Source organism: Streptomyces sp. NPDC026538 (assembly GCF_055567535.1).
In genome coordinates, this window is record NZ_JBVHQG010000006.1 from 87773 (window position 1) to 100923 (window position 13151).

Genomic DNA, 13151 nt, shown 5'->3' on the forward strand with positions numbered 1-13151 from the left:
AAATCAGCAGCAGCTCAGCACTTCCGCGCGGGAGAGCTGTAACTACCCTCGTTCGAGGCGCTGACATGGCGCCCTGCCGACAGTTGGCGCTCAACGGACCAAGGAAGCGTGACGCAATGACCAGCCGACTCATCGCACTCTCCTTCGACGCGCACCAGCCGGACCGCCTGGCGCGTTTCTGGTCCGGGGTCCTGAGCTTGGAGAGAGCCGACGATTCCGACCACAGCGTCGCCCTGATATCCGGGAATGACGCCGGGTACCGGGTCGCCTTCCGCCCCACCCAAGTGCAGAAGATCGCCCAGAACCGGCTGCACTTCGACCTGACCAGCTCCTCCCTGGAGGACCAGCAGAAGACGGTGGCCCGGGCGCTCAGCCTCGGCGCGCAGCACGCCGACGTCGGCCAGGGACCGGACGCGGCCCATGTGGTGCTCGCCGACCCCGAGGGCAACGAGTTCTGTGTCATCGAGCCGGGCAACAGCTTCCTCGCCGGTTGTGGCTTCATCGGAGCGCTGGCCTGCGATGGTTCGCAGGCCGTGGGCTACTTCTGGAGCGAGGCGCTGGGCTGGCCGCTGGTCTGGGACCAGGACGAGGAGACCGCCATCCAGTCACCGAACGGTGGTACGAAGATCACGTGGGGCGGTCCACCGTTGATGCCGGACCCCGGCAAGGACCTGCACTTCGACCTCGCACCGGACGGCGATCAGCAGGCGGAGGTCGATCGCCTGCTCTCCCTCGGAGCGAAGCGTCTCGACTCCACCTACGGCGAGGACGGCGCGGTGCTGCTGGCCGACCCCGACGGCAATGAGTTCCGCGTGCTCACACACCAGTGAAGCCAGACCCCTTGGAAGCCGCGGTCGGCGGTTGCCGCGGCGGTGGTCAAACACGCCCCGGACACTGCAGACGCAGGTTGACGAGAACAAGCACGCCACCTTGGTGCCCGGCGTCCGAACTCCGGGAGGGACCGGACGCCGGGGCGGGACCGGCTGCTTGCCTCACCCTCCGGTCTGGACGCCCTGGACGAGGCGTCGGCTGACAAGGCGCGCCGGTTGCCGTGCGGCTGCTGGGGCGGCCATGGCCCGTCGCCGGCACAGGCCGCCGCATCCGCCCTGATGAACGCCGCTGTCCCTGCTTCGGCCGTCGCGGCGGCAGCAGGGACGGACTGGCGCCCGGCGGACTCGACCCAGTCCCCGCCGCCGACCTGGTCCCCGTCACCAGCCTGGAACGGCATCACTTTCGCGGCGACCGAGGCGGTCGCGGTGCCTGTGGCACCGGTGCTCGTGCCGCAGGCGGCAGCCACTCGAAGGGTCACTATCGTCCCGGCACATGCCGTGCCAGGCCACGAGCACGGCACCCGCGGACGCTGCCGGGAGGTGCGCGGCGGCTCGGGCTCCGGCTTGAGGCCGTCGGCGATCGGATAGACAGTGAGAACCATGAACCGGCACCGGCAGCCATCGCGGCGGACTCCGTGGATAGCGGGCGGAGCGGCCGTGGTCGCCCTGGGAGCCGGTCTGGGGGCCTGGGCGCTGGTGTCGTCCCACCACGGCGGCAGCGCCCCCCACTCGACGCTGTCACCCTCGGTGACAGCGTTGCCGTCGATACCGGTGTCACCGTCCACGCCGAGTCCGTCCCTGTCCCTTTCGCCGCGGCCGTCGGCCCCGAGTTCACCGGCCTCGGCGACTCCGAGTTCACCGGCCCCGGCGACCCCGCCGCCGGCACGCACCCCCGCACCCAGACCGACCCGCACCGTACGGCCGGTGCCGACCGCCACCCGGCCCGCGCCTCACCAAACGAAACCCGCTCCCCCGCCGCCGGTGCACACCCCGACCACGAAGCCGGCCCCTCCCCGCACACCGACGCCCAGACCGTCCGTCACCCCGCCCCGGCCGACCCCGCCCCCGGTCACCCCACCGCCTTCGCAGACACCGGTGCCCAGACCGTCCGTGACCCCGCCCCGGCCGACCCCGCCCCGGCCCTCGCCGGTCCCCACGACGACGCGGCCGAGCCCGCCCCCGGCAACCTCGCAGCCTTCGCAGACACCGCTGCCCGTGACTCCGGCCCCGACGACCACCGGCAACAAACCGGGAACCACCACCTGGGTCACGTCGCCGGAAGCGGTGGCCGCCGCCAAGCGGATGGCAGCTGCCAAGGCGGTCGGCGACCCGGTCTGCTCGCTTTCGGCCGTGGGACAGCCGGACCCCAACCTCGTACCGCAGGGCCGGCGTATCGGCATCGGGCACTACGGCGACTACTGGTGCCTGATCTGGTAGCCCGCCACGGGCACAGCCGCGCCCGGGCCGCGCCGACGTGCAGCCGTTCTCGGCGCCTGCACCCGTGCGAGCCGGGGGCGGCGGGGTGGCGGGGGTGGACACGGCGTCGGGCGGGGCGCGTCCGGTGACGCGTTCACCCGATCGGGCGATCGGGCGCCTGCCGCCGCACATTGCTCCCGGATGGGCCGCCACCTGTCGGCCTTCCGGTCTGTCCGACCGGCCCCCATCGCACGCCAGGGACCGGGTGTCGCCCGCAGGAGGAGAGCGGCCCGGCGGCGCCGGCGCGAGAGGCCGAAGGGTCAGCCCCGCGGCTACGCCGGTTCCAGGAGGCCGCCGATGTCCAAGGCTCCCAGCCGGGCATGGCACCAGCCGACCAGCAGGAGGCCGAAATCGGTCCTCGCCCGGTCACGGCCGGTGGCCACGGCCGCCGGCATCGACGCGGCAACGGATCCCGGGACATCAGGAACGGCCGCGGGGCACAGGACCGTCGGCTGGTCGCCCTGCGCCTGGCCGCACACGGTGAGTGGACGGGCGGCAACCGCGAACGAGCCGGTCACGCGGCCCGGCTCAGCGCGACAGCGGCATGTGGGTGGTTACACGCGCCCACGTTGCGCGCGCCGCCAGTGGCTCACAGAGCCGCGGGCCGATGACCCGGAGGCTGCCCGGGTTGCCACGGCCTCACCCTCGCCGACGCCGCTTTGAGCGGCCAGGGGGACGGCGTGAGCCGTCGCCACGCTGCCCTGGGCGTTGAAGTCCACGGCGAAGGCCAGGTCTTCCGTGGTGATCCGTGCCTGGGAGCCACGGACCGTGCCGCGTCAGGCCACACCGACTGACGCCGGAGAAGCCTCGGCCCGATGGCCGAGCGGTGGCGGCGTCGGGCATGACAGTCGGCGTCGCAGATGACGGTGCCCATGTGCGTCCAGCCGCGAGGCGAGTGAAACGGACCGTCACGCAGGACAGATTGAACATGGGCTGCGAGCAGATGCGCAGGGCTCCGAGAGAGCGTCCCCAGGTTCCCGGCGAAGCCGTCGCCGAGGACCTGATCCGCGACGGTGCCCACCATCTGATCGACGCCATGACCCGCCGAGACCGGTGTGGGGCCCGCCACGGTGGGCCCCACACTCGAAAAGGTGAACCTGCGACGGGCCCGGTTCGACGCGGCCGACCACCGCTGATACCCCGTCAAACCCGTGGCCCACGGCGGCGGACGGGTGCGACCACGGTTGTCGTGTCCTTTGCCGGCGGCAGCTTGTCTCCCTACGCCGAGAGCATCGGAACCCAGTGCTTCATCAGCTGGTGCAGACGCTGTCGGTGGTCGGCGATCCAGTCGTCCGGCAGAGCGATCGGCACATGCACGGTGACCATGGATCCTGACTCGTCCTCCACGACCACCTCCGGACAGTCACGCTCGCCAGTGAGCCGGATGAAGATGGACGCCCCCCTGCTCATCTCCATCCAGGCGACATCCTCGCCGGCGTCGAGCCTGTTCAGCGCGTCGGACCAGCTCTCCAGCTTCGAAACGCACAACGCCAGGTAGCAGCGGCCGGACACAAAGGGCGTCCCTACGACGATCTCGGCATCGAGCCCGGCAGCCCACCCGGGACTGCGCCCCAGGACGTTGACGGTGACGCTGTTCCCCTCGTCATCGGCGAGGGAGATGAGCTCCCTCGGAGCGACACCGCCCATAAGAATCCCCTTCATCGGCGAGTACCGGGAGATCGTCGCCCCGCCGCCGTGCATCCGCCACCACATTTCCTCAGGGAAGCTCCAAGTCCTTTGCCGTAATCGCCGCAGGGCCCGGGCGGCTTCGAGGGTTGGCCCGCCGTCGCCGGTGTCGGGTTGCAACGTCTTCATTTGTGGTCGTGCAGGAAGGCAGGGATCTCGTCGCGGGTACAGATCGCTTCGTCCGCCACCGGCCTGTTCGCAGACGTAGACGTCGTAGCCCTGGCGTGCCAGGAGCCGCAGGAACCGGTGGTCGAGCACCGAGATTCCACGGACCGGTCCGCCGTTGAGGTACACGAACGGGATGGGATGCCGGGTGCCGGAGTCCGCGGGCGGTATTGGTACCGCGACCCGGCTGCCTGTAGTCAGGCTCCAGTGCTGCGTGGTCACGAACGGCAGGGCGGGCGGGTACTGACGGGCCGTCGGCACGGTCGGGATGCAGACCGCCGCCGTCGATGCTGCCGCGACAACCACCGGCGGGAACGGCACGGGCCGCGCCGCCCAAGTGCGGCGCCGGCCCCGCCACGGGCGGGGACAGTCCCGTAGCGGTCTACCCCGGGACAAGGACGGTGAGCCACTCGGCTTCGCGCGGCCGGTACCCGTAGTGGTTCCACAGTCCTGAGACGATCGCCGGGACGTGCCCGGCTCCGTAGACGACGGCCACCCGGATCGCTTCGTCGCCGCGTTCCGAGTGGATCTCGCCGAGCGCGTCGAGCAGTCGCTGGTCGCGCCGGTCGGTCATCGCGTGCACCACAGGGCTGTCTGCCATCATCTCCGCCCGCAGTGTCGACGGCAGGTCCTCGACCTCCTGGTCTTCGTCGAGGAAGGCGCGGGGGCCGCGCAGCGCGAACACCAGGCCCATCACGGGGGCCGCGACCATGAGCAGTACGTACGTCCACCGCGGCAGTGTCTTCAGGTCCGCGATCGCCTCGGCGGCGGTCACGTCCGGGTTGATCACCGGTACGCCTTCGGGGAGCACCAGTTCATCGCGCTGTTCCTGCAGGCCATTGCGCCGTCGGCGCGGAGCGAACCGGTAGGCGAGCGTGAGGGCGCTCACTCCGGCCGATCTTCCCCGGATTCCCTCGATGACTATGAGGTCGCATTCCCTGAGTCGGAGGCGGACCTGGGAGTAGAACGTCGGCGATGCCACATGCAGCATCGGGAAGATCACGAATTCAAGTGGCGTCCCCGTCCGCCTCATGCGGATCACAGCAGAGCGGACGGCGTACCCGGTCACTTCGATGATCTGCATGGTCCCTCCTTTCCCTTCCTCCGTACCGCGCCGCGTCTCCCCTTCCGTCTGCACCAGGACACGAGCTCACCCTGGTCTGCGGTTCCCTCCAGAGGTCCACTCGAGAGTCCGACGCCTGCTACGGGACGCCTACGATCTCCCGCACGCGTTGGCGTTGTCGGAGTGAGTCGTGCCCCTCGCGTGCTCGATCGGGCGGGGAACCACGGGCACCAGCGGTCGAGGGCAGGGCTTCGTCGGCGTGTTCTGCCCGAGGGCCGGCAAAGCGGGGTGTGCGGGTCGGCGCCGATGAGTTTTTGGCGGACGGCCGGTCCTAGAGTTGTAACCGGCGCCGACAACGAGAGGCTGGGCCTGATGAGCCACCTGACCGCGATGTTGGAGAAGTACGTTGCCGAGGGGGTCTTTCCCGGGGCGGTGGCTCTGGTGGACCGTGCCGGCGACGTGGAGGTCGCGGCCGTGGGATCGGCGGAGCCGGGAGGCTCGGCGCCGTTGCAGGCCGACGCTCTGTTCCGGCTCTCCTCGATCACCAAGCCCGTGACTGCCGCCGCCGTGCTGGCGCTGGTCGACGATGGCGTGCTCACCCTGGACGCGCCGATCGCGCGCTGGCTGCCCGAGCTGGCGTCCCCGGTGGTCGTCCGTACTCCCGCCAGCGGGTTGGACGACGTGGTGCCGGCCGCCCGTCCCATCACCGTGGAAGACGTCCTGTCGTCGCGCTCGGGGTGGGGCTTCGGGGCGGATTTCGCCGCGCCGGTCCTTCAGCCCCTGTTCGCGGACGTGGCCGTGTACAACGGCGGGCCGCGTCCGACGGCGACTCCGGACGAGTGGGTAGCCGCGCTCTCGGGCCTTCCGCTGCTGCGCCAGCCCGGAGAGGCGTTCCTCTACAACGCCAGTTCCGACTTGCAGGGAGTACTCGTCGCACGCGCGGCGGGGCGCCCGCTGCCGGAATTCCTGGCCGAACGGATCTTCGAGCCGCTCGGGATGGTGGACACCGGATTCGCCGTACCGGCCGCGGCGCGACACCGCCTCACCCCCTACTACCGGACCGACCCCGACGGCGCCCTCACCCTCGCCGACGCTCCCGACGGCGCCTGGTCCACTCCGCCCGTGTTTCCCTCGGGTGCGGGCGGTCTGGTGGCCACCGCCGCGGACTGGCTCGCCTTCGGCCGCATGCTGCTGGCCGGTGGCGGCACCGTGCTCTCCCCGGAGTCCGTGCGCCTCATGACGACGGATCACCTCACCCCCGTGCAGCGCGAAGAGGGCTCCCTCTTCCTGCAGGGCCAGGGCTGGGGTTACGGCGGATCGGTCGACATCACCTCTGCGGAGCCCTGGAACGTCCCCGGCCGCTACGGGTGGGTGGGCGGCACCGGCACCGCCGCCCACATCGTCCCGGCCACCGATACGGTCACCGTCCTCCTCACCCCCTGCGGCCTGCCCGGCCCAGCCTTCACCGCCTGGATGCGCGACTTCTGGACCTACGCCGCAACCTCCTGACTGCCTGACCGTGCTACTGCCGACCCCCACGGCACGCGCCGCCGGCCCAGACCCTTGGGCCGCCGTCCTGTTGCCGCCCGCCGTCGCACCTCCGGGTCGTACGCGGCCCGCAAGCGCACGCCGTCGGTTCGCGGCCGAGGGGTGCGCTGGGCGAACACACCCGTACGCAGCACGAGATAGCGGCCGATCCCGACGAGCGCGGTGGCCGACAGGTACACCGTCTGCTGCAGGACGAGTCCGGCGCCGGGGCGAAGTGCGGTCAGCGCGCCGACCGCGGCGGACGTGACCAGCCATCCGAGGGCAGTGGTGGCCGCGCTCTTCAGGTGGCCGGCCAGACCGGGCCGTCCGTGGCCGAACGAGACACGAGCGTGCAGCTCGGTCGCGACCACGGTGGAGACGACGGTGGTCAGCGCATTCGCCGCCATCCACGGAATCCACCGCGAGAGCAGGACCAGGGCTGCGGAAGCCGCCAGGGTGACCACACTGCCCAGCCCGGCGAAGCGCCCGAAGGCCGCCGCGTGCCGACGGATCAGTCGCAGGCCGTTCATGGTGATCCCCTCCCGGGCCGCCGGCCCTGACGGGGCCGTCGTCGTCATGCCGCAGAGCGTGGCCGAACCCCCATTCAGCGCGGTTTCAGAGCGTTTTCAGGTCTGGCAACGGTGGTGAAACCGGTATGGCGACAAGCAGCCGCCTGCCTCGACTGTGCTCAGCCGCTCAGCGGGGGGAGTCGGGGCGCTGTGCTCAGCCGGTCAGCCGGTCCGCGGGGGTGGAGTCGGGGCGCTGTGCTCAGCCGGTCCGCGGGGTTCAGTTGGGGCGCGCCGAGCCGGCCATGCCCGGCGGCTGGACCTCCGTGGCAGGTGTGCCGGCCTGGTTGGCGTCGGCGGCGACCTGCCAGCCGGACAGGTAGATGGCTCGGAGGCCGGCATTGACCTGCTGGACGGCCTGGCCGCCGGTGAACACGCCGAGGGCGTGGATGGCACCAGTACGCCGTTGGCCCTGGCGGTGTACTCACGTCGGGCGTTCTTTGCGATCTTTCGTTCGTCCTCTTCACCAAGGTCGACGCCCAGCATCTCCGCGATCGCCGTGGGGTGGCGGAAGACGTCGGCGAGTTCTTCACCGCGGTCGGGCGGGCCCTTGCGCCACGCCGTGAGTGCCTCGCCGACCTCGGCCGTGAGCAGCCCGTGCTCGTACGGCTGTCGGTCGTGTTGAAGCCCTTGGCGAGCTGCCCCCCACGACGGTCAGCCACGCCGCCCGGGCCGAGATGGCCGGGGCACTGAGGGTGAGGGCGGTGGCGGCGGGCGGGAGCTGGAACGGGACGGCGAGCGTGTGGGTGGGGGTCGGGGAGCATGGCCCGGCGCGGCCACCGACTCGACGTAGGGCGTGTGGACGCCCCAGGGCCGTGCGGTCGTGCGGGTCGCACCGCCCGACGCGTCGGCGGACAGCGCGGCGACGCCACTGCCGGGCTGCTGGTCGCGGGCGTGGAGGTATTTGTCGAGGCCGCTCGCCGCGCAGTCCGGGGTGCCAGCCGTCGTGTCGTACGTGGACCGCCTTCCACCTGCCGAAACGCTCTCAAGGATCACGCCAGGGGATCCAAGTCCGCTTCCGGAACAGGGCTGCCTTGATCACTCTCCTGTGATGGGCCCATCGCTCTCCACGCCGCCCGCTCAACGGACACATGCGGCTCCAGCGGCGCGACTCCGTGTACCCACGGCGCTGTCCGCCGGCCGCGCGGGCGTCGGGGCGGGGAAGCGCACCGGAGGTACAGCGGTGGCCCGATGCCGCCGAGTGACCTATTCATGAAAGAGCAAAGTCGGCGAACCAGGGAGAACAGTGCGATGACCTCAGGCGACGAAGCAATCACCTGTCCGTTCGACTTCAGTGAGGGCTTGGAGTTCGATCCCTCCCTGACGGCGCTCATGGACCGTGGTTCCATCGCCCGGATCCGGCTGCCCTACGGTGACGCCGATGCCTGGCTGGTCACCGGCTTCGAGGGGGTGCAGCAGGTGACCACTGATCAGCGGTTCAGCCGGGCGGGAATCATGGGGTCCGACTTCCCCCGGCTGACGCCGGAGCCCATCGTCTCCGCCGAGTCGATCAATGTGATGGACCCGCCGCACAGCAGCCGCCTGCGCCACCTGGCCTCGCAGGCGTTCACCCAGCGGCGGGTGGACGCAATGCGAGCAAGGATCACCCGCCTCGCGGACGCCCTGCTCGACGAGATGGCCGAGCAGGGACCGCCGGCGGATCTCGTAGGCCATCTGTCGAACCCTCTCCCCCGGCACACCGTCTTCGACCTGTTCGGCATTCCCCAGGGCGACTGGAGCCGGATGCAGCAGAACCTGCAGCGACTCCTCGCCACCGGCCCGGACAGCCGCACGACCGCCGCAGCCGCCAAGACCGAACTGCGCGACTACTTCACCGCACTGGTCGAACAGCGGCGGAGTTCTCCCGGCGACGACCTGATCAGCGCGTTGGCCAGCGCGAAGGACGGCGAGGACACACTCGACGACCAGGAAGTGGCCGTGATGGCGCTCACGCTGACGCTCAGCGGGCAGGACACGGCCACCTGCCAGATCAGCGACATCTGCTACCTCCTCCTGACCCGGCCCGAACTGATGAAACGCCTGCGCAGCCAGCCGGAGACCCTCACGGACGTCCTGAACGAGCTGCTCCGCGTCATCCCCTTCCGCAAGGGAGTCGGCATTCCCCGCGTGGCACGGGAGGACGTGGAGATGGCCGGGGTACGGATCAGAAAGGGCGACTTCGTCCATGTGTCGTACCTGACGGCGAACCGCGACCCGCAGCGATACCCGGACCCGCAGTCCATCGACCCCGACCGGCCCCCGGCACCGCACATGACCTTCGGCTGGGGCGGACACCGCTGCATCGCCGTACCCCTGGCCATGGCAGAACTGGAAGTAGCCATCGGACGGCTGCTGGACCGGTTCCCCGGTCTGCGGCTCGCGGTCCCACCTCAGGAAATCCGCTGGGACACCGAGACAATCCGGCGCTTCCCGATCGAGCTGCCCGTCGCCTGGTAGGAGACCCGCACTGATCCCGCCACCCACGCCCACCCCGAGCCCGGCAGACACACCCAGCACCTCCCTCGTAGCAGCCACACCGCGAACCCGACACGGAAGCCCCGGTCGGCACAGGCGACTGGTGGAGGTTCTCGGCTGCTCGTCACCGCTACCGACGCCAGCGGCAACGCGGTGACGCTGACGGTGAAGCGCGCGTAGCTGCGGCGCGGTGCCGGGGCCTCGGCTCCGGCACCGCCACCGCCACCGGCCACCGGCCACTGGTCACAGCGCGGCATTCGCCGGAGCACCGCCTGAGCCCACCGCGCGGCCCCGTGAGGCACCGTGTTCGCCCAGGAGTGAGCCGCTGGCCGTGCGACGGTCCTTGTTGCCGCGGCACCTCGCCGCAGGTGGCACTCGCCACCGCCGTACCGCTCGACACAGGGCATCGTCCACCGCCGGGACGCGGCACGCCCGCGTGCGCGACCGCCGCCCCCCTGCCTGTCCCTCCGGCGACCAGCCCGTGCTGCCGTTTCCGTTGACGAGCAAGAGGGACCGTGGAAGACCGTCGGCGACAGCCGTGAAGCCCTCCATCAAGGTCGGACAGCGCCGCGCCCCGACCCGCCTACCTACCTCCGGTGGCGTAACGCAGCGAACGGCAGCCACCGTGACGTCCTGGCCGCCGAACGCCGGGAACGTGGCCGCATCCGCAGCGAGTTCGTGCACGGTCAGCCGAGCGGATTCCAGTTGAACCAGCCTCGGGAAGTGTCGTAGACGTTCGTGGGTTCGTCGCAAGTCTGGGATGTCGAGATCCGCAAGGCGACGGCATCCGCACGCGCCGCATAATCGTCCGCCAGAACGACCGAAATCAAAACCGACGACAGCATGAGCACGGGAAGAACTCGTCCGCGGCGCACGTGTGGGATGACCAGAGCGGCCACGGACAGCACGAGGCCGGCCAGCAGGAGCCACCGGTTCACGCCGGCTTCCCGGTCGAGACGTTTGGACAGCGCTACAAGGTCACCGCAGAGTATGTACGTCTCCGGTCCACCGACCAGCGACAGACAGCGTTCCAGTACTGCGGCAAGCACGATGAACATCCCAAGAGCCGGCAGCAGGCTCGGCTCTCTCTCCGCTCCCGCACCCGTCCCGACCTGCCGCGCAAACCCCATTGCCCGCTTCCCTTCGACTGCCGGCGGAACATCCGGCCGAGCGCAGAGATTACCGCCCCATGTGAGCCGGGTTCCGGCTACCCGAGTCGGTGCACGTATGTGGTCAGAGCGCCGGCCTTACTTCCAGCCTCCGGGATTCGAACGCGAGGCGGCCAGGCCCTCATTGATCACCTCACGCTCGAGCATGGTCAGCGGCGACTCGACCTCGTGTCGGGTCCACCAGCACGCGGCCGGAACACCGCGAAGCGTCGTCTCCCGCGTCTCCCTGGACTCGCCTCCCGCCCCCGGGGGGGGATCCGCGGGAGGCCTCGCACCGGGCATGGCACCCCACACGTCAGCACACTGGTAGATGGCGCCCACCATCACTGACGGCTCGTCCCCTCCTCCTGGACCGCTGGGCTTGCCAGGTTCCCCATGCAAGCCGCCTTTAGGGGCAGTTCAGGTTACTTGGCCATTGACAGGCGCATGCAATTTCCCGATCCTACGGGCGGGGCTGCCTGCACAGACCAAGACGGCGCATCCGACACCGGCTGCACACGATGGTCTTCAGCCCCGCAGCGGCCCAGGACCCCCACAACCCATCCGGTCACCCGCAACCAGCCGGGTGTCCGGCCAACTCCCTGCCTCCCGGGCCGCCTTCACCATCCGCACGCAGCGGCACCATGGCTCAGCAGCTGACAGCAGACCGCATGCCGGCAGCTTCGATCCCGGCCGTGTGCCCCTTCCCCGTTCGCGAGCACAGCATGGCGCGCCGTACCCCCACAGGAGCTCACATGCATCTCCTCCGCACCACCATCACCGCTCTCGCCCTCAGCATGATGACAACGATGTCGGCTGTCCTCGTGCCCGGCGCGGCCCAGGCCGCCGTCACCGTGTGCGACAAGTACTGCGACGGCAGGGATCCTGCGCTCTCCCCCGGCGACCGTATGCCCGTCACCACCACCCTGTTCTCGCGCTCCATCACGCTGCACCTCGACGACAGCGACGACATGGGCTGGGCCTCGATCGACAACGGAAGCCCCACGGACGAAGTCTGGCTCGACCGGTCCTTCGACGGCGGCCGCACATGGAGTTCGGGCAGCCGACTGGGTGACACCACCATCCCGTCCGGTCAGCGGGGATGGCGCACCCTGATGTACAACGCCGACGACTGGGCCAACCACGGAGTGGGGGCCCTGCGGGCCTGCGGCAAGGCAGGCGACCGAGCCGACATCGCGTGCACGCCCTGGGCCCGTACCACCTGGAATGCCGCGGACCGCCGCGGCGCCGCGGCCACCGCGCTCATGGAGTTCTATGACTACGGGACCGGGCTGTTCTCGACGACCGGGTGGTGGAACTCGGCCAACGCGCTGACATCCCTGATCGGCGATATCCGCAAGACCGGCATCACGAGTTACCAGTACGCCGTCGGACGGACATACGACCTCAACATCAACGCCCAGAGTGGTCAGTTCAGAAACTCCTACATCGACGACACGGGCTGGTGGGGCCTTGCCTGGGTGGCGGCCTACGATCTCACCAAGGACAGCCGCTACCTCGACACCGCGCGAGCGGACGCGGACTACATGGCGTCGTACTGGGACTCCACATGCGGTGGCGGGGTGTACTGGAGCACCGCCAAGTCGACCAAGAACGCCATCCCCAACTCCCTCTACATCCAGCTCAACGCGGCACTGCACAACCGCATCCCGGGTGACACCGTCTACCTGGGCCGGGCCCAGGCGGCATGGTCATGGCTGAAAGGCACCGGTCTCATCACCTCCGGCAACACCGTCTCCGACGGCCTGTCACTGTCCACCTGCAAGACCGGCGACACCACCGTCTGGTCCTACAACCAGGGTGTCCTCATCGCGGCCCTCACCGAGCTCCACACCGCCACCGGTGACAGTGCCCTGCTGGACACCGCCCGGCGTATCGCCGACGCCAACACCACCTCGTCGCAGCTCAACACTGCCGACGGCACCCTGAAGGACCCCTGCGAAACGGGCAGTTGCGGAGCCGACGGGCCCTCCTTCAAGGGCGCCGACGTCCGGGGCCTGGCACAGCTCAACAGCGCACTGACCGACCACCCCTACACCGCCTACCTCCAGCGCCAGGCCAACCTTGCCCACAGCAGCGACCGCAACGCCCTGGACCAGTACGGCCTGCACTGGTACGGCCCTGTGGACACCGTCGACGCCGCACGACAGCACAGCGCCCTCGATCTCATGAACGCCGCTACTTACTGATCGTT

11 protein-coding genes are annotated in these 13151 nt (G+C 70.1%); 5 read left to right on the forward strand and 6 right to left on the reverse strand.

The window, feature by feature from the left end; all coding sequences use genetic code 11:
* Positions 1 to 116: 116 nt before the first annotated feature.
* On the forward strand, positions 117 to 830 hold the full coding sequence (locus ACZ4N4_RS24175) for a VOC family protein (RefSeq protein WP_467591999.1): 714 nt from the start codon (positions 117 to 119) through the stop codon (positions 828 to 830).
* 1215 nt (positions 831 to 2045) lie between these two features.
* Positions 2046 to 2267, forward strand: coding sequence for a hypothetical protein (locus ACZ4N4_RS24180; RefSeq protein ID WP_453574135.1), 222 nt, complete (start codon positions 2046 to 2048; stop codon positions 2265 to 2267).
* 311 nt (positions 2268 to 2578) lie between these two features.
* Here ACZ4N4_RS24180 and ACZ4N4_RS24185 read toward each other — a convergent pair whose 3' ends face one another.
* The 3 genes from ACZ4N4_RS24185 to ACZ4N4_RS24195 form a co-directional block, all read right to left on the reverse strand.
* A complete protein-coding gene (locus ACZ4N4_RS24185) occupies positions 2579 to 2824 on the reverse strand; it encodes a hypothetical protein (protein WP_467592001.1) in 246 nt (81 codons plus the stop codon).
* 700 nt (positions 2825 to 3524) lie between these two features.
* Positions 3525 to 4478, reverse strand: a complete 954-nt coding sequence (locus ACZ4N4_RS24190; protein WP_467592003.1) for a DUF5959 family protein — start codon at positions 4476 to 4478, stop codon at positions 3525 to 3527.
* Positions 4479 to 4539: 61 nt separating this feature from the next.
* Complete coding sequence (locus tag ACZ4N4_RS24195) at positions 4540 to 5241, reverse strand: hypothetical protein (protein WP_467592005.1); 702 nt, start codon at positions 5239 to 5241, stop codon at positions 4540 to 4542.
* Between the two features lie 351 nt (positions 5242 to 5592).
* Between ACZ4N4_RS24195 and ACZ4N4_RS24200 the strand changes: the two genes are divergently transcribed.
* Complete coding sequence (locus tag ACZ4N4_RS24200; RefSeq protein ID WP_467592007.1) at positions 5593 to 6729, forward strand: serine hydrolase domain-containing protein; 1137 nt, start codon at positions 5593 to 5595, stop codon at positions 6727 to 6729.
* Here ACZ4N4_RS24200 and ACZ4N4_RS24205 read toward each other — a convergent pair.
* Complete coding sequence (locus ACZ4N4_RS24205; protein WP_467592009.1) at positions 6711 to 7325, reverse strand: hypothetical protein; 615 nt, start codon at positions 7323 to 7325, stop codon at positions 6711 to 6713. The two genes, ACZ4N4_RS24200 and ACZ4N4_RS24205, sit on opposite strands and share 19 nt — an antisense overlap.
* A 208-nt stretch (positions 7326 to 7533) precedes the next feature.
* Positions 7534 to 7689, reverse strand: coding sequence for a hypothetical protein (locus ACZ4N4_RS24210; RefSeq protein WP_467592010.1), 156 nt, complete (start codon positions 7687 to 7689; stop codon positions 7534 to 7536).
* Between the two features lie 875 nt (positions 7690 to 8564).
* Between ACZ4N4_RS24210 and ACZ4N4_RS24215 the strand changes: the two genes are divergently transcribed.
* Entirely contained in the window at positions 8565 to 9770 is a 1206-nt protein-coding gene (locus tag ACZ4N4_RS24215) for a cytochrome P450 (RefSeq protein WP_467592012.1), read from the forward strand.
* Positions 9771 to 10474: 704 nt separating this feature from the next.
* Here ACZ4N4_RS24215 and ACZ4N4_RS24220 read toward each other — a convergent pair.
* Positions 10475 to 10846: a hypothetical protein gene (locus ACZ4N4_RS24220; protein WP_467592014.1), complete on the reverse strand. Its 372-nt coding sequence runs from the start codon at positions 10844 to 10846 to the stop codon at positions 10475 to 10477.
* An 845-nt stretch (positions 10847 to 11691) separates the two neighbouring features.
* Between ACZ4N4_RS24220 and ACZ4N4_RS24225 the strand changes: the two genes are divergently transcribed.
* Positions 11692 to 13146, forward strand: coding sequence for a glycoside hydrolase family 76 protein (locus ACZ4N4_RS24225; RefSeq protein ID WP_467592016.1), 1455 nt, complete (start codon positions 11692 to 11694; stop codon positions 13144 to 13146).
* Positions 13147 to 13151: the final 5 nt, after the last annotated feature.

Excerpts from the sequence above, each read along its gene's own strand:
- ACZ4N4_RS24175 (WP_467591999.1), top strand. The coding sequence starts at position 117 with ATGACCAGCCGACTCATCGCACTCTCCTTCGACGCGCACCAGCCGGAC.
- ACZ4N4_RS24195 (WP_467592005.1), bottom strand. The coding sequence starts at position 5,241 with ATGCAGATCATCGAAGTGACCGGGTACGCCGTCCGCTCTGCTGTGATC.
- ACZ4N4_RS24200 (WP_467592007.1), top strand. The coding sequence starts at position 5,593 with ATGAGCCACCTGACCGCGATGTTGGAGAAGTACGTTGCCGAGGGGGTC.
- ACZ4N4_RS24205 (WP_467592009.1), bottom strand. The coding sequence starts at position 7,325 with ATGACGACGACGGCCCCGTCAGGGCCGGCGGCCCGGGAGGGGATCACC.
- ACZ4N4_RS24215 (WP_467592012.1), top strand. The coding sequence starts at position 8,565 with ATGACCTCAGGCGACGAAGCAATCACCTGTCCGTTCGACTTCAGTGAG.
- ACZ4N4_RS24220 (WP_467592014.1), bottom strand. The coding sequence starts at position 10,846 with ATGTTCATCGTGCTTGCCGCAGTACTGGAACGCTGTCTGTCGCTGGTC.
- ACZ4N4_RS24225 (WP_467592016.1), top strand. The coding sequence starts at position 11,692 with ATGCATCTCCTCCGCACCACCATCACCGCTCTCGCCCTCAGCATGATG.